Annotated in this window: 10 protein-coding genes (1 of these 10 cut by a window edge); 9 read left to right on the forward strand and 1 reads right to left on the reverse strand. The window is 43.9% G+C overall.

Annotated elements, in window-relative coordinates; genetic code table 11:
• From ACUC6J_RS12100 to ACUC6J_RS12115, 4 genes are all read left to right on the forward strand, one after another.
• Nucleotides 1-8,442: the final stretch of a non-ribosomal peptide synthase/polyketide synthase gene (locus tag ACUC6J_RS12100; RefSeq protein ID WP_447250261.1), read on the forward strand. 33,822 nt of this gene lie to the left of the window's left edge; only the last 8,442 of its 42,264 coding nucleotides appear in the window; its start codon lies beyond the left edge, outside the window; the stop codon is at nucleotides 8,440-8,442.
• A gap of 1,357 nt (nucleotides 8,443-9,799) precedes the next feature.
• On the forward strand, nucleotides 9,800-11,707 hold the full coding sequence (locus tag ACUC6J_RS12105; protein ID WP_031463548.1) for a carbohydrate-binding protein: 1,908 nt from the start codon (nucleotides 9,800-9,802) through the stop codon (nucleotides 11,705-11,707).
• Between the two features lie 197 nt (nucleotides 11,708-11,904).
• Nucleotides 11,905-12,618: a beta-glucanase gene (bglS, locus tag ACUC6J_RS12110; RefSeq protein ID WP_017426919.1), complete on the forward strand. Its 714-nt coding sequence runs from the start codon at nucleotides 11,905-11,907 to the stop codon at nucleotides 12,616-12,618.
• 381 nt (nucleotides 12,619-12,999) lie between these two features.
• Entirely contained in the window at nucleotides 13,000-13,632 is a 633-nt protein-coding gene (locus ACUC6J_RS12115; protein ID WP_025364892.1) for a GNAT family N-acetyltransferase, read from the forward strand.
• A 22-nt stretch (nucleotides 13,633-13,654) separates the two neighbouring features.
• Here ACUC6J_RS12115 and ACUC6J_RS12120 read toward each other — a convergent pair whose 3' ends face one another.
• Complete coding sequence (locus ACUC6J_RS12120; protein WP_447250262.1) at nucleotides 13,655-14,464, reverse strand: MerR family transcriptional regulator; 810 nt, start codon at nucleotides 14,462-14,464, stop codon at nucleotides 13,655-13,657.
• A 342-nt stretch (nucleotides 14,465-14,806) separates the two neighbouring features.
• Here ACUC6J_RS12120 and ACUC6J_RS12125 point away from each other — a divergent pair, with 342 nt between their 5' ends.
• From ACUC6J_RS12125 to ACUC6J_RS12145, 5 genes are all read left to right on the forward strand, one after another.
• Complete coding sequence (locus ACUC6J_RS12125) at nucleotides 14,807-15,547, forward strand: LytR/AlgR family response regulator transcription factor (RefSeq protein WP_447250263.1); 741 nt, start codon at nucleotides 14,807-14,809, stop codon at nucleotides 15,545-15,547.
• Nucleotide 15,548: 1 nt separating this feature from the next.
• Complete coding sequence (locus ACUC6J_RS12130; protein WP_447250264.1) at nucleotides 15,549-16,850, forward strand: GHKL domain-containing protein; 1,302 nt, start codon at nucleotides 15,549-15,551, stop codon at nucleotides 16,848-16,850.
• 123 nt (nucleotides 16,851-16,973) lie between these two features.
• Nucleotides 16,974-19,016 carry a serine hydrolase domain-containing protein gene (locus tag ACUC6J_RS12135; protein WP_090890714.1) on the forward strand — a complete coding sequence of 681 codons (2,043 nt, stop codon included), beginning with the start codon at nucleotides 16,974-16,976 and terminating at the stop codon, nucleotides 19,014-19,016.
• 547 nt (nucleotides 19,017-19,563) lie between these two features.
• Nucleotides 19,564-20,547 (forward strand): LacI family DNA-binding transcriptional regulator, encoded by a 984-nt coding sequence (locus ACUC6J_RS12140; RefSeq protein WP_177189518.1) that lies wholly within the window; start codon nucleotides 19,564-19,566, stop codon nucleotides 20,545-20,547.
• A 200-nt stretch (nucleotides 20,548-20,747) separates the two neighbouring features.
• Nucleotides 20,748-21,983 (forward strand): MFS transporter, encoded by a 1,236-nt coding sequence (locus ACUC6J_RS12145; RefSeq protein WP_031463565.1) that lies wholly within the window; start codon nucleotides 20,748-20,750, stop codon nucleotides 21,981-21,983.
• Nucleotides 21,984-21,992 lie beyond the last annotated feature (9 nt).

Consider the following 21,992-nt stretch of genomic DNA (forward strand, 5'->3'; position numbering starts at 1 on the left):
AAACAAGCACATCGTGCCTACAACACGGATATGAATGATTTGCTGCTGACCGCACTCGGCCTGGCTATTCATCGCTGGGCGGGGATTGAACGAGTGCTCGTCAACCTGGAAGGCCATGGACGGGAATCCATTCTGCCCGAGCTGGATATTACGCGCACGGTAGGCTGGTTTACGACCCAATTCCCGGTTGTGCTGGATATGAGTGTGAGCCAAGACCTTTCACAGCGCATCAAACAGGTGAAAGAAGGGCTACGCCGGATTCCGCAAAAGGGTATTGGCTACGGTATGCTGAGATACCTGTCCGCGGCATGTGAGCAAGAGCGTTTTGTAACCGAACCTGAAATCAGCTTTAACTATTTGGGACAATTTGATCAGGATATGCAAAATCAATCCATTGGCGTGTCTCCTTACGCTAGCGGTGCCGAGCTGAGCGCACATGCAGCCAGATCGCACACGCTGGATTTGAACGGACTGATTTCAGAAGGTCAATTGCAATTGACGATCAGCTACAGCCATCAGGAATATCGCAAGGAAACGATGGAACAGCTAGCCGAAGCGCTCAGAACCAGCCTGCAGGACATCATCGCACATTGCGCGGGTCGCAAACAGCAGGAGCTGACGCCAAGCGATGTGATGCTTAAACCTGTAACCTTGGCCGAGCTGGATCAGTTAGTAGAGCGGACTCGTGACATCGGGGAACTGGAAAATGTATATGCCTTGACACCGATGCAAAAAGGCATGTTGTTCCATAGCCTGATGGATGCAGCGTCAGGGGCTTATTTTGAACAAACGACCTTTGACTTGCGTGGACGCTTCCAGGCAGATATTTTCCAAGATAGCTTGAATCATTTGGCGCAGCGGCATGAGATCTTTAGAGCTAATTTCATTAGCGGCTGGCAGGATGAGCCCGTGCAGGTGATTTTCCGGCGCAAGGATGTTGGTTTCAGCTATGAAGATTTGCGTCATTTGGATGATCAGGAACGTGACGCGTATGTGCAGGAATTTATTCGCCAGGACAAGGCAGCCGGATTCGATTTGTCCCGGGATGCGTTGATGCGCGTGGCGATTTTACGGACAGGTGATGAGGATTATTACTTTGTGTGGAGCTCTCATCACATCCTAATGGACGGCTGGTGTGTGGCGTTGGTAACGGATGAGGTGTTTGAGGCTTATTTTGCAGCCGTAGAACATAGAGAACCAAAGCTCGCCCTGGTGACTCCATACAGTCAGTATATTGAGTGGCTTGAAGCCCAGGATGTAGAAGCAGCAGCCTCATACTGGAAAGATTATTTGCTGGGCTATGATCAACAAACGTCGATTCCAACCGGAAAAGTCGGCACGAAAGCGGACGGTGCACAATTTGAGCATGTGTTGTGCGATCTAGGTAAGGATTTGACAGGACGCATGGAAATGGTAGCCAAGCAGTACCACGTGACCCCGAATACATTACTGCAAACAGCCTGGGGCTTACTGCTTCAAAAGTACAACGGTAGTGATGATGCCGTATTTGGCGGTGTCGTGTCGGGTCGTCCAGCTGATATTCCGGGGATCGAAAATATGGTGGGCTTGTTCATTAACACCATTCCCGTACGTATCCGCAGTGGAGCTGAGGACACCTTTGCCGACCTGATTAGAACGAATCAGCAGCAGGCGCTGGCTTCTCAAGATTATGAGACGTATCCGCTGTATGAAATTCAAGCCTTGACCGAGCAAAAGCAAGAGCTGATCAACCACATTATCGTGTTTGAAAACTATCCGGTGGAGGAGCAGGTCGAGCAGCTTGGCGAAGGTGCAACGTCGGATTTTGTAATCAGCAATGCAGGCATGATTGAACAAACGAACTATGATTTCAATCTGGTCGTCATGCCGCAGGAAGCGATGAAAATCCGATTCGAATACAATACAAAATTATTTGATCGGGAAGCCGTGGAACGGACTCAGGGCCATTTAATACAGCTACTGGAACAAGTGGTAGCGAAGCCGGACATTCGGGTGCAAGAGCTGGAGGTGTTAAGCGAGCAGGAACGCGAGCAAATTCTCAGCGTATGGGGAGATACAGCCGCCGAGTATCCAAGCGAGCAAACGATCCATGGTCTGTTTGAGACACAAACGGCGCACACACCAGAGCAGCCAGCGTTGTACTTCGAAGGAGAGCAACTGAGTTATCGCGAGCTGAATGAACGCGCGAATCGTCTGGCTCGTACCTTGCGCAGTCAAGGTGTGACAAAAGATCGGCTGGTGGGTCTGATGACCGAACGCTCGATAGACATGATCGTGGGCATGTTAGGGATTTTGAAAGCCGGAGGCGCATATGTACCTATCGATCCAACCTATCCGGAAGAGCGTATCCGCTACATGCTGGACGACTCGGGAACAGAGCTGTTGTTGACGCAAAGCCATCTGGTGGACAAGGTAGCTTTTGACGGTCACATGCTTGTGCTGAATGGGGCACAAAGTGTGTATCACGAGGATGGTTCTAACCTGGAGCCGTTGTCCGGTCCGAACGATCTAGCGTATGTGATCTATACGTCGGGTACGACGGGGCAGCCGAAGGGTGTTATGGTGGAGCATCGCAATGTCGTACGTTTGGTGAAAAATACAAACTACGCGCAGTTGGATGCTGACACGCGTATATTGCAGACAGGCGCTATTGTTTTCGACGCATCCACCTTCGAAATTTGGGGATCTGTATTAAACGGTGGACAGCTTGTGCTAGTGAGTCAGGATGTCATTTTGGATGTGCTCAAACTTAAGGATGCTGTCCACAGCTACGGCATTACCACGATGTTTTTGACCACACCGCTCTTTAACCAGCTGTCTCAACAGGATTTGACGCTGTTCGAGAGGATACGGGAGCTGCTGGTCGGTGGTGATGTAATGTCCGTACCACATATGAACCGGGTGCTGGAGGCCCATCCATCCCTGCGAATTAGTAACATCTATGGCCCGACTGAAAATACGACCTTTTCAACAGTGCATGCGATCATCGGTGTGCAATCGGAATCAGTGCCAATTGGCAGACCGATCCATAATTCGACAGCGTATGTCGTGGACCATTCGATGCGGCTTCAGCCCGTCGGGGTATGGGGTGAACTGTTGGTAGGCGGTGACGGGGTGGCACGTGGATACCGCAACCGTCCGGACCTGACGTCCGAAAAGTTCATCGACAGCCCGTTCCGCAGTGGAGAACGCTGCTATCGCACAGGCGACATGGTACGCTTGAATGCAGACGGTACGCTGGAATATAAGGGGCGGATCGACGCGCAGGTGAAAATTCGGGGCTACCGAATCGAACTGGGCGAGGTAGAAACGCAGCTGTTGAAGCTGGAGGCAGTGCAAGAAGCTGTGGTCATCGCACGAGAAGATGAGCAAGGGCAAAAGCAGCTCTGTGCTTATGTGGTCGCCAATGAGGAAGTTGTCGCAAGTGTGCTACGCAGCACTTTGAGCCAGAAGCTGCCAGGTTACATAGTCCCTTCCTATCTGGTACAGCTGGAGCAGATGCCGCTGACACCAAACGGCAAAATCGACCGCAAGGCCCTGCCAGCACCAGAAGACAGCCTGCAAACCGGAGCCGACTATGTTGCACCGCGAACGTGGGTCGAAGTGAAGCTGGCGCAAATTTGGCAGGATGTGCTAGGCCTGACGCAGGTCGGCGTAAAGGAAAACTTCTTTGAGATTGGTGGACATTCACTGCGGGCGACGACACTGGCCTCGAGGATTCACAAGGAGCTGAACAAGCCGCTTCCCCTGCGCAGTATTTTTGAAGCACCAACGATTGAGCAACTGGCCGTTGTATTGGAACAGCTGGATCAAGTAACGTATGCGTCCATTCCGGTAACGGAAGAACGTAGCTTCTATCCCCTGTCCTCGGCGCAAAAACGACTGTACGTGCTGCATCAGTTCGATCCGCAGGATGTGAACTACAACATGCCATCGGTGCTGCAAGTGAGCGGTCCGCTGGACGTGAAGCGAGTGGAACATGCATTCCGTCAACTGATCGCCCGTCATGCGTCCTTGCGCACCCGCTTTGATCTGATCGACAGTGAGCCGATGCAATGGGTTGAGGATACTGTGCCGTTCGAGGTGGAATATACGAAGGTACAAGCAGAAGGTGCGACTACGGATACAGACACGAGGGTCGGCAAGGAAGTGGATGAGCTGGTGAGTTGCTTTGTCCGTCCGTTTGATCTCAAAGCTGCGCCGCTGTTGCGGGTGGGCCTAGTAGATCTGGGCGTATCCGGAACTGAGCAGGAACCGCAGCATGTACTCATGCTCGACATGCACCACATCGTTTCGGATGGGGTGTCTATGGGGGTACTAACTAATGAATTTGTCCGCTTGTATGACGGTGAACAGCTAGCGCCATTGCGGATTCAGTACAAAGATTATGCTGTATGGCAACAAAGTGAGACCCATCAGGAATGGATGCAGCGTCAGGAAGCCTACTGGCTCGACACCTTCCGGGGGGAACTGCCTGTACTGGATCTACCGACGGACTTTGCCCGTCCGTCGATACGAAGTACGGCAGGCGATACCGTGGTGTTTGGGCTGGAACGCGAAGTGAGCGAACGCCTGAAGGAACTGGCGGCGCACACAGGCTCTACGCTGTATATGGTGCTGCTGGCGGCGTACACCGCACTCTTGCATCAATACAGCGGCCAAGAGGACATCGTTGTCGGCACGCCGATTGCCGGACGACCGCATGCCGATTTGGAGCCAATCCTCGGCATGTTCGTCGGTACGTTGGCACTGCGAAACTATCCGACAGCGGAACATACCTTCCGCAGCTACGTGGAAGAAGTGAAGGTTCAGGCTCTGCAAGCCTACGAACATCAGGACTATCCATTTGAGGAACTGGTGGAAAAGCTGAATGTGAAGCGGGATATGAGTCGCCATCCGCTGTTCGATACGATGTTTACCCTGCAAACGACCGAGGAAGGCGAACTGCAACTGGCAGATCTGAGCTTCCGTCCATACGGCTTGGAGCAAACACCGGCGAAGTTTGACTTCACGCTGGAAGCCAGAGAGGAAGAGGCAGGCATCCAGTTCGGATTGCAATATGCAACTGCGTTGTATCAACGGGAAACCGTTGAACGGATGACACGTCACTTTATTCGCTTAGCCGAAGCCGTGGCGGCAAACCCGGATGCGAAGCTGGGTGAGCTGGAACTGATTACGGCGGAAGAAACCGAACAGATTCTGAAGGTGTTCAATGATCCGAACGCGCACAGCGTGCGTGGAACACTCCAAGGTCTGTCGCTCAGCGAGCGTTTTGAAGAGCAAGCGAAAAACAGCCCTGAGCGGATAGCCGTTGTATCTGGGGACATAGGTCTAACCTACGCTGAGCTGAATGAGCAGGCGAACCGGTTGGCCCGTGTGTTACGGGCGAAAGGTGTTGAAGCAGATCAACCGGTAGGCGTACTGCTGGAACGTTCTGCGGATCTTCTGGTGGGCATTCTGGGAGTACTGAAGGCCGGAGGCGCGTATGTGCCAATGGATACGATGTATCCACAGGAACGGATCGACTACATGCTTCAAGACAGTGGGGCCAAGGTCGTGATCACCAGCAGAGTTGCCAACCTGTCACTCGAACTGCCATCGACAGTACAAGCTATCGTTCTTGACGATGAGGACGTTCAAGCTCAATGGGGAGCACAGGATGCGAGCAACCTGATCCCTGTCGCCGGCCTGCATAACCTGGCCTATATGATCTACACGTCAGGTACAACCGGTCAGCCGAAAGGGGTTATGATTGAGCAAGGCAGTGTCGGCAATCTGGTAGATGCTCTGTATGAACGAGTGTACAGTCGGTATGATCAGCCGCTTCACATCGCATGGCTGTCCGCATTTGTATTTGACGCTTCGGTGAAGCAAATCTTTGCCAGCTTGCTGCTAGGTCATACCCTGCATGTGGTGTCCCGTGACGTCAGCCTGAGCGGAGAGCATTTGATCGCCTACTACCGCATGCACCGGATTGATCTGTCGGACGGCACACCAGCGCATCTGCATATTTTGAACGAAAGCGTCAATGTGACAGAAGCGCCGGATGTGAAGCATTACCTGATCGGGGGCGAAGCCTTATCCGTGCAGCTGGTACAGGGGTTCCTGCACAAATGGTCCGGGTATCATCCGGTCATTACGAACGTGTATGGTCCGACCGAAGCGACCGTAGATACGACCGCCTATACGATTGAAGATGTAGAGTCGCTGAATGTACTGCTGGAAAAAGGGGAGCACACGGTATCCATCGGAACGCCGATAGCCAACCAGGCTGTGTACATCTTGAACACTCGACAACAGCTGGTACCGATGGGGATCGCGGGTGAACTCTATATCGGAGGGGCAGGTATCGCACGAGGATACCTCAACCTGCCGGAACTGACGGCTGAGAAGTTTGTCCCGAATCCGTTTGCTGATGCGACGGCCGCTGATCCAGCGGACAGCACTTACGCAAACCGGATGTACCGGACAGGCGACCTGGCACGGTGGCTGCCTGATGGCAGTATCGAGTATTTAGGCCGGATCGACCATCAGGTCAAAATTCGCGGGTATCGGATCGAGCTGGGCGAGGTGGAAGCACAGCTGCTGACCGTGGACGGCATTCAGAAAGCCGTAGTCACAGCATGGGAAAACGAGGACGGACACAAGGATCTGTGTGCCTATATCGTAGCTTCGGAGTCGCTGAGTCTACCGGAACTGCGGAATGCGCTACAGCCGAAGCTGCCGGATTACATGATCCCGACGTATGTGGTACAGCTGGATCGTTTCCCGCTGACGCCCAACGGGAAAATTGACCGGAAGGCATTGCCAGCACCGGAAGCACGCCTTGAAGGAGGCCTGGAGTATGTGGCACCGCGGACGCCACTGGAGGCCAAGCTAGCCCAAATCTGGCAGGATGTCTTGAAGCTGTCCAGCGTAGGAGTCACCGACTCATTCTTCGATGTGGGTGGACACTCCCTGCGGGCCACGACGCTGGTGGCCAAAATCCATCAGGAACTGGGCAGCCGAATTACACTGCGTGAGGTGTTCCAGCACTTTACGATTGAGCAGCAAGCCCAGCTGATCACCGCGCAGGGCACAGACACCTATACGGTGATCCCTACAGCTGCCAAACAGTCTTACTATCCGGTCTCCTCGGCTCAAAAACGACTGTATATTTTGAGCCATCTGGACGGTGGGGAGGTCAGCTACAATATGCCGGGTGTATTAGTCGTGGAGGGGCCGCTTCAGGCAGATCGACTGGAGGATGCGTTCCGTCAGTTAATAGCCCGCCATGAAACGCTGCGAACTTCCTTCGAAATGGTGGACGGCGAGGTTGTTCAGCGGGTTTACGATCAGGTAGCGTTTGCAGTAGAGCGCCTGCAGGCCCATGAGTCTGAAGCCGAAGCCTATATCGAGTCTTTTGTACGCAGCTTCGATCTTCAGCAGGCACCTCTGCTGCGTGTCCGTCTCATTCAAACCGGACCCGAACGTCATCTCCTGATGTACGACATGCACCATATTATTTCAGACGGTGTGTCGTCTAACAATATCGTGCAGGAGCTGGGACAACTGTACGAAGGGCAAGCATTGGCGCCGTTGCCCATTCAGTACAAGGACTATGCGGTGTGGCAGCAGCAGGAAATGCAGCGTGAATCATACCAACGCCGGGAACAGTTCTGGCTGGAGCATTTAGCCGGAGAGTTGCCTGTACTGGAGCTGCCGATTGCTTACCCTAGACCTGCTGTTCGCAGCTTCGAGGGAGCAATGTATGATTTTACTGTTGACTCGAATGTATCCGAGCAACTGCGCCGAATCGCGGCACAGACCGGAAGTACGCTGTACATGGTGCTACTGAGTGCCTATACCGTCCTGCTGTCCAAATACAGTGGTCAGGACGATTTGATCATTGGTACGCCGGTAGCAGGCCGCTTGTTGCCTGAACTGGAGCCACTGATCGGCATGTTCGTTAATACACTAGCCATCCGGCACCAGCCGCAGGGCAACCAAACGTTCCACAGCTACCTGCTGGAAGCCCGAGAACGTACGCTGCAAGCCTTCGAGCATCAGGATTATCCGCTTGAAGAACTGGTGGAAAAGCTGGATGTAGCGCGGGATGCAAGCCGTAATCCGTTGTTTGACACTGTGTTTGTACTGGAAAATACAGAGTCACAGGAAGCGCAACTTGAAACGCTGTTCTTTAGTCCTTATGTTAAGGAACACAGGACCTCCAAATTCGATTTGACCTTGTCCATGAGTGATGAAGACGGGCAGATCAAGGGTTCCTTTGAATATTGTACGAAGCTGTTTGGCGCAGATGCTATTGAACGATTAACCGGAGATTTGATAGCGATCCTGTCCCAGGTTGGAGCTAATCCAGATTTGCTATTAAGCGAAATTCAGGTGAACTCGGACGAGCAGCCGGAAGGCTTCTCGCCGGATTCCATCGACTTTATTTTCTAAATCAGTTTTCATTTTTTTAAAAGAAATGATTTCAGTTTGCAGGCAAGGGTAGCGGCTCAAACCGACGACCCTGGCCTGCAAAATATTTTTTTCTGATATAACAACCATCCATTCTCATTTCGTTGCTCTCTCAAGTTTCGAAACATGCTCAGTCTGCTTTTCACCATTTGAAAAAAAGGCCAATTCCAGCACTCATTCGGTCAACGGTTCATCTGGACTATGGCCTCACGAAGCATGTAAAGCCTCATTAAAATATCGGGCTATCCAATCCCTTCGGCATTGGTGGCCACAATCGGTCATCGTTATTAAGCGTTATGAGCCATAAATGAATATAAATGATTAAACCTCAGGGACCTTATCCATCTAGAAGGAGCCCTGAGGTTTTTTGTCATTGAGCATGAAGGCCTTGCCTGTAGCAATACGAAGCGGTCTCAAAATCTTTTTGGTGATAATAAGCTTCAGCTATAAGGATATACAATCCACTCAATTTTTTATGAGCTTGCTTTTGTTGATATATGGTGCGAGCTAAAAAGAAGTGATCCAGAGCTTGTGCTCCAGCTTGCCAATCCGAAAATTGGTTATCTCACTGGACAAACCATTGTCATGGATGGCGAACGCTATATGCAATAATCATATTCGTTTATGCCTGACAAACAGCTATAAGTTAGACGATAACCAGGTTGAAGAGACAATGCTTCTGGATCTTCCTCATCGGAACGATACCGATGGTAGTTATCTTGCCTTAATCAAGGTTGTAAATCGGCGCTGTCCAACAGAGGAGAGCGCCCGATTTTAGAAATAACCTAACTCAACTTTCGGTGGACCAAGCCTAGATTGTGATGTATTTAGCGGGTGGATTTTGCTCAATAACCCTAACAGACAGTCTGCCCTTAATTTGCTCGCCTACAATCAAACTCAATCCACTCAGGGCAAATATTATACTTAAACGGTTACGGAAAAACGTCAGTATTTCACAAAGCAAATCGGTAGGTTACATCCCTTTTGGTGTGCTCTTTTAAATTAGAATGATATTGTTATATTTGATAGAGTATGGTATGATCATTCCAAATAAATCCATTATTATGAATGGAATTACATATTAGTGCTTAATATTTTATATTCTATACTTTATTCAATTAATACTGAAGTTCACAGCATAAGGACAGAGATAAGTAAGTATTGACTTCTCTTGTAGAGCGTTTCCAAACAATAATTTGTAAGCGGTTTCAGATTATTTCTATCCCTTACCACTCTTTACGTCAGTTCTCCTTGCGGGTAAAGGTCTGAGCATATTCTTAAGTTTGATAAATTTACGGATAGCTCAGCTTTAGACCATATAAAAAACGGAGGTTATGTTATGATTAGAAAATGTCTAGTTTTATTTCTTTCCTTCGCTTTATTGCTCAGCGTCTTTCCCATGCTAAATGTAGATGCTGCCAATCGACCACTGGCAAAGCTACCTGGAAATTCCAATCCTCTAATGGATCATAAATTGGGAGCTGATCCCTATTCATTGGTGTATGATGGAAGAGTGTATATTTACATGTCAAGTGATACGTACGTGTATAACAAGGATGGATCGATTAAAGAGAACGACTTCAGTGCGCTGGATCGTATCCAGGTCATATCCTCTACAGACATGGTGAACTGGACGGATCACGGAACGATACCAGTCGCAGGTGCCAACAACAAAAACAGTGGAAGAGGCATTGCCAAATGGGCCTCTAACTCTTGGGCTCCAGCAGTTGCGCATAAAAAAATAAATGGCAGAGACAAGTTCTTTTTATATTTTGCCAATGGGGGAGCAGGTATTGGTGTCCTAACAGCAGACACGCCTATCGGACCTTGGACAGATCCCCTTGGCAAAGCGCTTGTGACACATAGTACACCTGGGATGGCTGGCGTGACTTGGCTTTTTGACCCGGCTGTACTGGTAGATGATGATGGCACGGGATACCTGTATAGCGGTGGCGGAATTCCTAATGAGTCGGATCCGGCTTCCATTGCAAATCCTAAAACCGCCAGAGTCATAAAATTAGGCGCAGATATGACCAGCGTTATTGGAAGCGCCACCACTATAGACGCTCCTTACCTGTTTGAAGATTCCGGTATTCATAAATACAACGGCAAATACTACTATTCGTACTGTATCAACTTTGCCGGAACACACCCTCAACAGTACCCTGCAGGTGAAATCGGTTATATGGTTAGCGACAACCCGATGGGTCCCTTCACTTATAAAGGTCATTTCCTAAAAAATCCGTATACGTTCTTCGGCGTTGGAGGCAACAACCACCATGCTGTATTTAATTTTAAGAATGAATGGTATGTCGTATACCATGCCCAAACGGTCAGCAAGGCTCAAATTGGAGCTGGAAAAGGCTATCGCTCTCCGCATATTAATAAGCTGGTGCACAAGGAGGACGGAAGCATCTCTGAGGTGCAAGGGAATATGACAGGAATCGCTCAGCTATCCAATATGAACCCATATACCAGAGTTGAAGCGGAGACCATTGCCTGGCAAGCAGGCGTTACGACCGAACCCACACAAGCCAGTGGCGGCCCGATTAGCAATCTGAATGTGACCAACATCCATAATGGAGACTGGATCGCTGTCGGGAAGGCTGATTTTGGCTCTGCCGGAGCGAAGACATTCAAAGCTAATGTGGCCACTAATGTCGGTGGCAACATTGAAGTACGGCTTGACAGTGAAACAGGCCCTCTAGTCGGCTCCTTGAAAGTACCTTCAACTGGAGGTATGCAGACCTGGAGAGAAGTAGAGACCACGATCAATAATGCAACGGGGGTTCACAACATCTATCTGGTGTTTACTGGGTCAGGCAGCGGCAATCTGTTGAATTTGGATGCCTGGCAGTTCACTCCCAACACGGGAGGGAATACGATAACCAAGGTTGAAGCCGAGAATATGAAGATTGGCGGCACTTATGCAGGCAAGATCAGTGCACCGTTCGACGGGGTCGCTTTGTATGCCAATGCTGACTATGTATCATATTCACAGTATTTTGCCAACTCTACGCATAATATCTCAGTGCGGGGGGCTTCAAGCAATGCTGGTACGGCCAAGGTGGACTTGGTTATTGGCGGAGTAACTGTAGGTTCCTTCAATTTCACGGGCAAAACGCCGACTGTTCAAACCTTGTCCAATATTACTCACGCTACTGGAGATCAGGAGATCAAACTCGCCTTGACGAGTGATGACGGCACTTGGGATGCCTACGTGGATTTTATTGAATTTTCATTATGATCGCTCATATAAACAGTAGTTGTTTTGGAGCTTTTGCAAAATCGAGGGACCCGCCCTGTTATTCCAAGAGAACGCTATTAGCGGGTAAATGTCCAGGCAAGCTCTATTATTTGGTTTTCGGCAGATCATACTACGTTTGCTGGAAACCACGTTCCACAACTTTCATTCATATTTGAAATTGTCCATGGAGGTGTATTATGAAGAAGAAGTCTTGGTTTACGCTGATGATCACAGGTGTGATTTCTCTGTTTTTTTCGGTAAGCGCATTTGCGGGGAATGTGTTCTGGGAACCATTAAGTTATTTTAATTCAAGTACTTGGCAAAAGGCAGATGGGTATTCCAATGGGCAAATGTTCAATTGTACTTGGCGTGCAAACAATGTTAACTTTACGAATGATGGAAAGCTCAAGCTGAGTTTAACGAGTCCTGCGAACAACAAATTTGATTGTGGGGAGTACCGATCAACGAACAATTACGGATATGGCCTGTACGAGGTCAGCATGAAGCCTGCTAAAAACACGGGAATTGTCTCATCCTTTTTCACGTATACAGGACCTTCTCATGGCACGCAATGGGATGAAATAGATATCGAATTTTTAGGAAAGGACACGACAAAAGTACAGTTTAACTATTATACCAATGGAGTCGGTGGGCACGAAAAGATTATCAATCTTGGCTTTGATGCTTCAACGAGCTTCCATACCTATGCTTTCGATTGGCAGCCAGGGTATATTAAATGGTACGTTGACGGTGTTCTGAAACATACAGCAACCACGAATATTCCGAGTACGCCAGGCAAAATTATGATGAATTTATGGAATGGCACCGGAGTGGATAGCTGGTTAGGTTCATATAACGGAGCAAATCCGCTATACGCTGAATATGACTGGGTAAAATATACGAGCAATTAGTATGATTACAGCAGAAGAGGCAGCCCTTTAGGGCTGCTTTTGCTTGTCCAGGGAGATATAGGTGAATAGACCCGCTAGGGGTTTTTTAGTTAGCATAATGATGTTATGAAAAACTTCAAAAACAGAGCGATAGCGTATTAAACGCCCTTGGAACAGGTGCCAAACTGAATATCGACAATCGATGGCATCTGGCGTTGCTATCGTACCATCGTCACCAGGTTCCGAGCGGACCAAACTTCCCAGTTTAACATGACTATTAGCCGTCTGTCCTTGTAAGTGAGCCCTGTTGAAAAAGACACTGCATTAAATACTTGACTCTCCCCATTAGGGGAGACATTAAACTCAATTTGTAAGTTAATTGATTAAAAGGAGGAAGTCAAAATGAACTTAGATATTAGAGACATTAGAAAAGAGGATATAGAACCTATTAAATCGATTATTGCAGATACCTGGAACGCAAAGGATTTTATCGAGGATGACGGCGTAATAAATGCAGCAGTTACAATGATGTTCATAAGTCCAATATTAAATAAAAGTACTTTTGGAAGAGTAGCTACATTAGATGGAGAAGTCATTGGTGTAATTTTTGGTTCAAGAGTTGGTGAAATAACATCTTATAGATTGTTACAAGAAGATTATACAAGTGAATTGCTACAACTCTTAAATCTAAATGCCATCGAACGAAAAGTATTTGTTGAACTCACCTCTATGACTAATGAGGCATACAGCAAGTTAATTAGAGGAAAAGAAGATGAGTTTCAGGGGTGCTTAGAATTCTTTGCTGTTTCTGAAGAAGCTAGAGGAAAAAAGGTAGGGAAACAATTATTTAATGAGCTCATCTCTTACTTAAAAAATACAAAAACAAATAAAATTTATGTGTATACAGATACAATGAGTAACTATGGATTCTATGATCATAATGGATTTGTCCGTCTTGATGAAGAAGTAACTGTATTTAATCTACCTAACGGCAAACTCGAAAATACAAATTTTATTTATGAATACAAGCTATAAGCTAAAAGTCAGCCCACCTTATTTATAGGGTGGGCTTTAGACTAATTTGAAATTGAGAGAAATGATTATATTGATTAAAAACATCTGTCACTAGATAAAACATATAAACCTTATTACACGTCAAACTGTTTTTCTCCAAATATTCTTTTACTAATTGAAATGTTTCAATTTCAGTATCTCCTGTGCAATTAATAGTTAAATATTCTCCTTTTGATAATTTAGATACATTAAAGGTATCTTTAAGCAATCTATAATCATCTGATGTTATTAGACGAAATACATCACTGATTTTCCAATTATCATGGTGACATGAATAAATTAATCCATACTGAAACGTTTGGACTGCCAATTCGCCTAATTTTTCATCTAACTTATCGAATGACTTAATCTCATTAAGTTCTCCATCTTGAGTAGGTAAACTTAAAAAGTATCTGTCTTTAAATGTTTGAATATTAAATTCATTGTTCATAAGTTCATCTTCAGATGAATGGATAGCTGTCTTTAATATTTCTAATTGTTTATTAAGTTGCTCTAATTTCTTTATTTCTTTATGAATTTCTTCATTTTTCTGTTCCAAGTAAAATTTAAGGTAATTAGTATCGGCTTTAGCAAATAAAGCTTTAATTTCTTTAACACTTACATTACTTTGCTTACAAATTTTTATAATATCCAAATAGATGAATTGATTAATTGTATAATAGCGATAACCGTTTTCGGGATTAGTGTATGCAGGTATTAACAAACCAATATTATGATAATAACGTAAAGCTTTTATCGTAACATTTTTTAATCTAGAAACTTCCCCAATTGAAAAATACCTTTTATTATCCATAAATTCCTCCAATAAGTCTTATGTATGAAAGTCGTTCTCCTGATACATCAATTCCTATCTTCCTAATAAATCACAAGTTGTGTTCTTATTCAACGGGTCAAAATAGTTAAAACAGCAGCAAACCTCATTCCAGCGACATCGTCCGCAAACCGACCAACCTACGCAAGCCCCCGATGGCAAAAGGGAACGCCCAAGCATAGAGAACGAATAGCACACAATAAATCGCATTTAAGGGATTTGAATTTGCGTTTTATCCAAAAGCTATGTATAGAATATTAAGATATTGTATACTGTTCAGACTATACTTCCTTGCAACATGTAATGGGAAAGAGGGGGGCATTTATGTATAGAGTGGCTATTTGCGATGATGAGTACAAGCAAAGAGAGCTTGTTAAAAATATGCTGATCGCTTTATCAATCAAAACAAATATAGAATTTAAAGTTGAATTATTCGACTCAGGAGAACAACTAGTATCTCATTATCAAAACCATGAGGCTCCATTCCATATCTTAATATTGGATGTTGAAATGAATGGCATGAACGGAATTCAAACCGCCCGAAAAATAAGGAGTTTAAATCACCTAGATGAACAGATTGTTTTTTTAACGAGCTACCCTGAATATATGGTGGAAAGTTTTGACGTAGTTACATTTCAATATTTAATAAAACCGATTGCTCCCTATATCTTTGAGGAAAAAATAATAAAGCTGTGTCAATATTTTCAAGCTCTCGATAAAAAATTCGTTATCATCAAGTCAGCTTATGAGGAAGTGCTTTTAAAATATGATGATATCATTAGTATTGAAGTGGCCAAAAGCTTGACCATAAAAAACAAGCTGCATTTTGTAACCTCTACACAAACCTATGATAGCAAAGGGATTCTTTCTGATTATGCATCAGCATTAAAGGAACATAATTTTTTGCAAATTCATCGTTCGATTATTATAAATTTAATTCATGTCAAAAAATTTGCTGGCGGTGATGTTCTGATGTCAAATGATGTAAAGTTGCCTATTGGACGTTCTAAAATAAAAGAAGTTAAAGATTTGTATACCAAATTTATGATTATGAAGATGCATTAATATGATGGCATATAACTACCTGTTTCTTAACCTATGTGTCGTACTGGTGATGTGCTTTCAGGTTAATTTTTATTTCAACTCGGTTTTTGATAAGTCCAGTCGAAAGCCGAACAGAACGATGTATTTCATTATTTTCGGGTTGTTGAACTTCTTATATTTAAGTGTCTATCTGACCCCTACGTTTTCCTCTATTTTAGCGTTATTTGTCATATTTAGCTTGGCTCAGTCTTATACCGTGGAAATAAAGACAAAGATCATTTTTTCCATTCTTTATGCTGTGTTGATCACCATCGTTAATCTTTTATCCCTGTATATTTTATATGCTGTAGACTCCGTTAAGATTAGCAACTTTAGTCATTTGAGCGGACAGGATCACTTGATATTTTCTAAGGTTATGCTACTCAGCTGTATTATCATGTTTGCTGTCATTCAGATTATACGGCTATTCGCCAAACGCAGAACCTTCCCTTTGCAGCATCGTTACTATTTTTTATTTTTAATCGTTCCCATCATAAGTATATACCAGGTTAATGTTTTATCTCTTTATAGTGAAAAGAATATGTATTATTTTGGCTCTATTATTGGCTTTATTTCTTTAAATGTTTTTATTATATACATCTTCGATAATGTTATTGAAAAATTCCAGTTAATGCATGAAAATGCTCAACTACAACATCAGATGGACTACCAAGATGCTAACTACGAAAAAACGGTTCACAGCTTCAAAAATATAAAAAGAATCATTCATGATACACATCAACAGTTTTTGTATATTGACGAATGTATCAAGAGAAATGAATTAGCTGAGGCGAGTGAACATATTAAGATCACATTAAATAAAATCGAAGGAGCATATCAAAGGGTTAACACTGGTAATCTGGTTATAGATGCTCTTGTTACAAATAGTCTTAATATTGCTCAGGCCAATGGCATCAAGGTGGATACTCAGCTCAACTTATACTCACAGAAAGTAAATATTGAACGTTATGATTTATGTGTCGCTCTAGGGAATATGCTGGATAATGCCATAGAAGCATCTAAAAAGGTCAAGATTGCTGATGACAGGTACATTCTGATTAAAATACATTCCAATGAATCTGCGCTTTTCATTCACATTCTGAATCATGTGGAGAATGAAGTGGCTCATTTGCATAGTCAAAAATCAAACCTGGATGTTCATGGCATTGGCTTAACCAATATATCTAGAATATGTGATAAATACGGTGGGAATATGACCATTGAAACGAAAAATAAAGTATTCGATAATATGGTTTTATTACCATTTTATAAGGACATTCCTTAGACATCTTGTTGTTTAGGGATTGTTTTTTACGTTTAAGGGTGTTTTTTTATATAGAATCCTCGTTCGTTGTATGATCAGGTCAGTAATAAAGTCTGATGAAGCTATAAGAGGAGGAAATATGGAATGAAGAAAATAATAGCTGTGTTCGTTTCTGCTATGCTTTTTGTGCTGCCAATGACGAATACTTTTGCTCAAGGCACTCCTGAACCCATCAAGGAAAAGGCTCGCAGTCTGGCCTCAGAGCTGGTATCCAAATATGGTGCTAGCGGTGTGCAGTATGCCATTATGGACCATGGAAACATCGTATTATCGGATAGCGTGGGTGTAAAGAATAAAGCAACCAACGAGCCGATCACCAAAGATACGATGTTTGGTATAGGCTCTACAAGCAAAATGTATGTAGCTGCTGCAACGATGATGCTGGTGGATGCCCATAAGGTAGATATTGATCAGCCGCTCACAACATACATTAAGGACTTTACAATGGCCGACGAAAGGTACAAAAAAATTACACCGCGTATGCTGTTAAATCATTCGTCAGGCCTTTACGGCGCCCACTTAAAAAATAGTATGTTATTTAATGACAATGATACAAAAAATCATGATGAGCTCTTGCTAAGGTTGCAATCAGAAACTTTAAAATCAAACCCTGGCGAATATTCCGTATATACCAATGATGGATTTCAATTGCTCGAAATATTGGTTGAGCGGGTGAGCGGTCTAAGTTACACCGATTTCCTGGCAAAGCATATAAATACCCCTTTGGGTTTGAAATCTACCAAAACACCTCTCGATCAATTTGATAGACAACAGCTGTCCAAAACTTATTTTCCTGCGATTGAGGGGGCCTTACCGGTTGAAAATGCCAATGTCATCGGGACAGGGGGCTTATACTCCACCGCGGAAGAGGTGGTTATGTTTTCAGAAGTATTAACGGGGAACAAACCCGATATTTTATCTAAGCAATCAGCCAAGTCCATGCAAAGTCATGAATATCGAAATGGAGTATGGGTACCTGAAGAGACAAACAGCTTTAATTATGGACTTGGTTGGGATGCGGTTCAGTTGGCACCGTTTAGTGATTACGGAATAACTGCGTTATCTAAGGGTGGGGATACTGTTTTGTATCACTCTACTTTGATCACCATACCAGAGCATCATATTTCTATGGCTGTGCTTTCATCTGGAGGTTCTTCCATCCTGGATAGTATTTTTGCTTCTAATGTTTTATTGGAGCTTCTAAAAGACAAGGGCATCATTAAAGGCATTCTACCAGGTAAAACCTTTGAACCTCCTGTAAAAGTGGAAATGCCATCTGATTTACTTACTTATTCTGGATTATATGGAACTGTGGGTACAACCATCAATGTAGAAATTAAAAACGGAGAGCTTGAATTACCAGCTTTTCTGGATGGAATAGTCCCGGCGCAAAAATATGTGTATACAGGCAATGGAGAATTCAAAAGCAGTGATGGCAGTGTAGCCATAGGCTTTGACAAACAAAAAAATGGGAAAACGTATATTAAGGCTAACTTCTACGTAAACTTTCCGGGATTAGGTCAAATGGTTATGGTGACTTATGAATATCAAAAGCTGGATGCCAATCCTCTAAATACTACTGTTAAAAAGGCATGGGAACATAGAAACGGGAAAAATTATTATGCCCTGGATGAAAAGATATCTTCTATTTTTTATTTGGCCCCATCATTTATAACGAAAAAAATATCCGTTGATCATGATGGATACGCAAGTGGTACTAAAATTGTGGATGAGAATAAAGCCGTTAATGCTGTTGAGATTCCTGTTATGAGTGGAAGAGATGCATTTGATTTGAATTTTACTACCAAGGATGGTTCAGAGTATTTAACCATAGATGGACAGTCCTACATCAGTGAGGATGCTATTAAACCTGTCCTGGGCGGGAAATCAGTGTACACCATACCATCGAATGGTCAAGCCACATGGTTTAAAATAGATAAAAACGTAGCCCATAAAACGATGACCGTTGATGTTCCAACAAGGGGAGGGTACGCTGTCTATGATGAAAACGGAACGGTTGTAGATTTTTCAACTGCCAGCCATAACAATTCGGTTGTGCTGCCCAAAGGTGGCTTGATCGTTTTGGGTGGCAATGCAGGGGATAGATTTAAAATCAATTTGAATTAAGCGTGTAGCCGCTCCTGAAAAATTTAGGAGCGGCTATTATGATAGGATGAGTTCTTTATTTTGGATTGTGTGTTTTTTGTCCCTTTTGCAGTAACACTTACCCCCACGAGGAAGTTACTATATTATGTGATATACTTCATTCCAGGATTTCTGAGGGGTGTTTTTTTTGTCTACTAATGTCCTGCGACAACGACTTTTACGAAATCATATGTGAGAATCTTTTCACTACGGTAAATTCACATATTAGTCTATATAAAATGAGAAAAATATCGGGGTGTATACACTTTAATAGATACATTTATCCATAACTCTCTAGATGATATTTCAACCAAGTTTATTCACCACCTCATACATACTACATAGTGTATACAATATTCTCGAGGAGAGACAGGAACATATATTATTGAAATATGATGAACAATAATGGTTAAAATGATGTCATTGCATATACAGCGCGGAATGATGAAGACATGTTTTTTCACGTTTAACAATGTTAAAATAATAGAATAATTGGAGACTTGGCATGAAGAGAAGGCAGGTTGAATCAATGAAACCAAAACTGAACGATGTTGCACAATTAGCTGGAGTTTCACCGACTACGGTTTCTCGCGTACTTAATAATCGTGGCTATATCAGTCAAGAAACGAAGGATCAAGTTCATAAAGCGATGCAGGAGCTAAATTATTTTCCTAATGATGTAGCTCGGTCATTATTTACTAAACGGACAAATCTGATTGGATTAATCATTCCAACTACGAGCAACCCATTTTTCGGAGAGCTGACTTTCCATATAGAGAATATTTGTGCGTCATTAGGCTATAAGCTGTTGCTATGTAACAGCTTAAATCAGCTGGATAAAGAAGAGTCTTATGTAGATATGCTTATGCGAAATCAAGTTGACGGTATTATCGTCGGTACACACAACCGAGGTATCGTAAATTATGAACAGAAGAATATTGCAGTTATTGCGATCGACCGTTTCCTATCCGATTCAATCCCAGTTGTAGGATCGGATAATTATATGGGTGGAAAACTGGCATCAGAGCTGCTTATTGAAAAGGGGTGCAAGCATATCTTACACATAAATGGCCCTGTTGAATTGGAAACACCAGCAAGTTTAAGAAGAAAAGCATATGAAGATGTGATGGAGCAGTATAGTCGAGAGGCAATTACCTATGAAGTACATGATCCCTTTCACCAACAGAATCACGATGAACCGATTAAACGCTTGCTCGATGAACATCCTGAAGTAGATGGATTGTTCGCGAGTAATGACATGGTGGCAGCGTCTTTTATTGCTGAAGCAAGAAGAAGAGGAAAACGGGTTCCTGAAGATATCCGCGTAGTTGGATATGACGGAACAGAAACAACCCGCAATCTTCTCCCTGAATTAACGACAATTCAGCAACCAATACAGGAGATCGCGAGATCTTCCATAGAGTTACTTATTAAAGAAATTGAAGGTGGATACAGTGATGTCCCGCGAGAAACCTATCTACCAGTGAAACTTATTAAAGCTAGTACAGCTTAATACAATTTCCATAGTTTTCAGCATTGTGATATAAGATGGAGCTATCCTTATTAGAGTAATTGAAATCAAAGAGGAGAGCTCTTTTTCTTTCGAAAATATGTCAAGCGGTTGACATATGAAAGCGGTTGACATATAATCAGTCTGTAAATACGAAAGTGCTTTCATTTACATTAAATGTTCAACTAAGAGGAGCGTTCGATATGAGAAAGTCAAAGAGCATGTACTGGAAACTAAGTGCCTATTTCTTCTTTTTCTTCTTTACTTGGTCAGCAAGTTATTCATTGTTCTCCATCTGGCTAGGGCAAGAAATCAGTCTGAATGGTGCTGAAACAGGTGTTATCTTTACTGTAAACGCTATCTTTGCGCTATGTATGCAACCGCTTTATGGCTATATATCTGATAAAATCGGATTGAAGAAGCATATTTTATTTCTCATCAGTTCTTTACTCTTATTTGTTGGTCCTTTCTATATCTTTATCTATGGGCCGTTACTTCAATACAATGTATTTCTCGGCGCCATTGTAGGTGGCTTTTACTTGGGTATTGCTTTTTTGGCAGGGATCGGAGCCATCGAATCTTATGTCGAGAAAGTCAGCCGAAAATATGACTTTGAATACGGAAAATCTCGTATGTGGGGCTCGCTAGGTTGGGCAGCAGCAACATTTTTCGCTGGTCAGCTCTTCAATATCAACCCTAACATTAACTTCTGGATTGCATCAGTATCTGCTGTCATTCTGTTTATCATTATGATGACAATTAAAGTTGAAATGACAGATTCCGAGATGGAGCGAGCAGAATCTGTTAACTTTAAGCAAATCGGCTATTTGTTTGCAAATAAGCATTTGTGGTTCTTCATTTTATATGTTCTTGGCGTTACCTGTATTTACAATGTGTATGACCAACAGTTCCCAAATTACTTTTCATCAACGTTCTCAACGGTTGCTTTAGGCAATCAAGTTTACGGTTACTTAAATTCTCTACAAGTATTCCTGGAAGCAGGCATGATGTTCTTAGCGCCTTTCATTGTCAATAAAATTGGAGCAAAAAAGGGTCTGATATTGGCAGGATTCTTGATGGCATTCCGGATCATGGGTTCAGGCTTAGTTATTGGACCTTATGGTATCTCAGCTATGAAATTGATTCACGCATTGGAACTGCCAATCATGCTGATTGCCGTATTTAAGTACTTGGCTGCTAATTTCGATACGCGTCTGTCTTCGATCTTGTATCTGGTGGGATTCCAGTTTATGAGTCAGGTAGGAGCTTCGATCTTCTCGCCAATCGCCGGTATGTCTTATGACATTAGAGGTTTTGCAAATACGTACGTGATTATGGGTGTATTCGTATTTGTCTTTACAACAATCTCAATCTTTACCTTAAAGAAAGAACCGAAAAATCTGGATCCCAAGCCTAACAAGCATATTGAAACAGCATAGGAGGAAGAC

The organism is Paenibacillus sp. JJ1683, assembly GCF_053006485.1.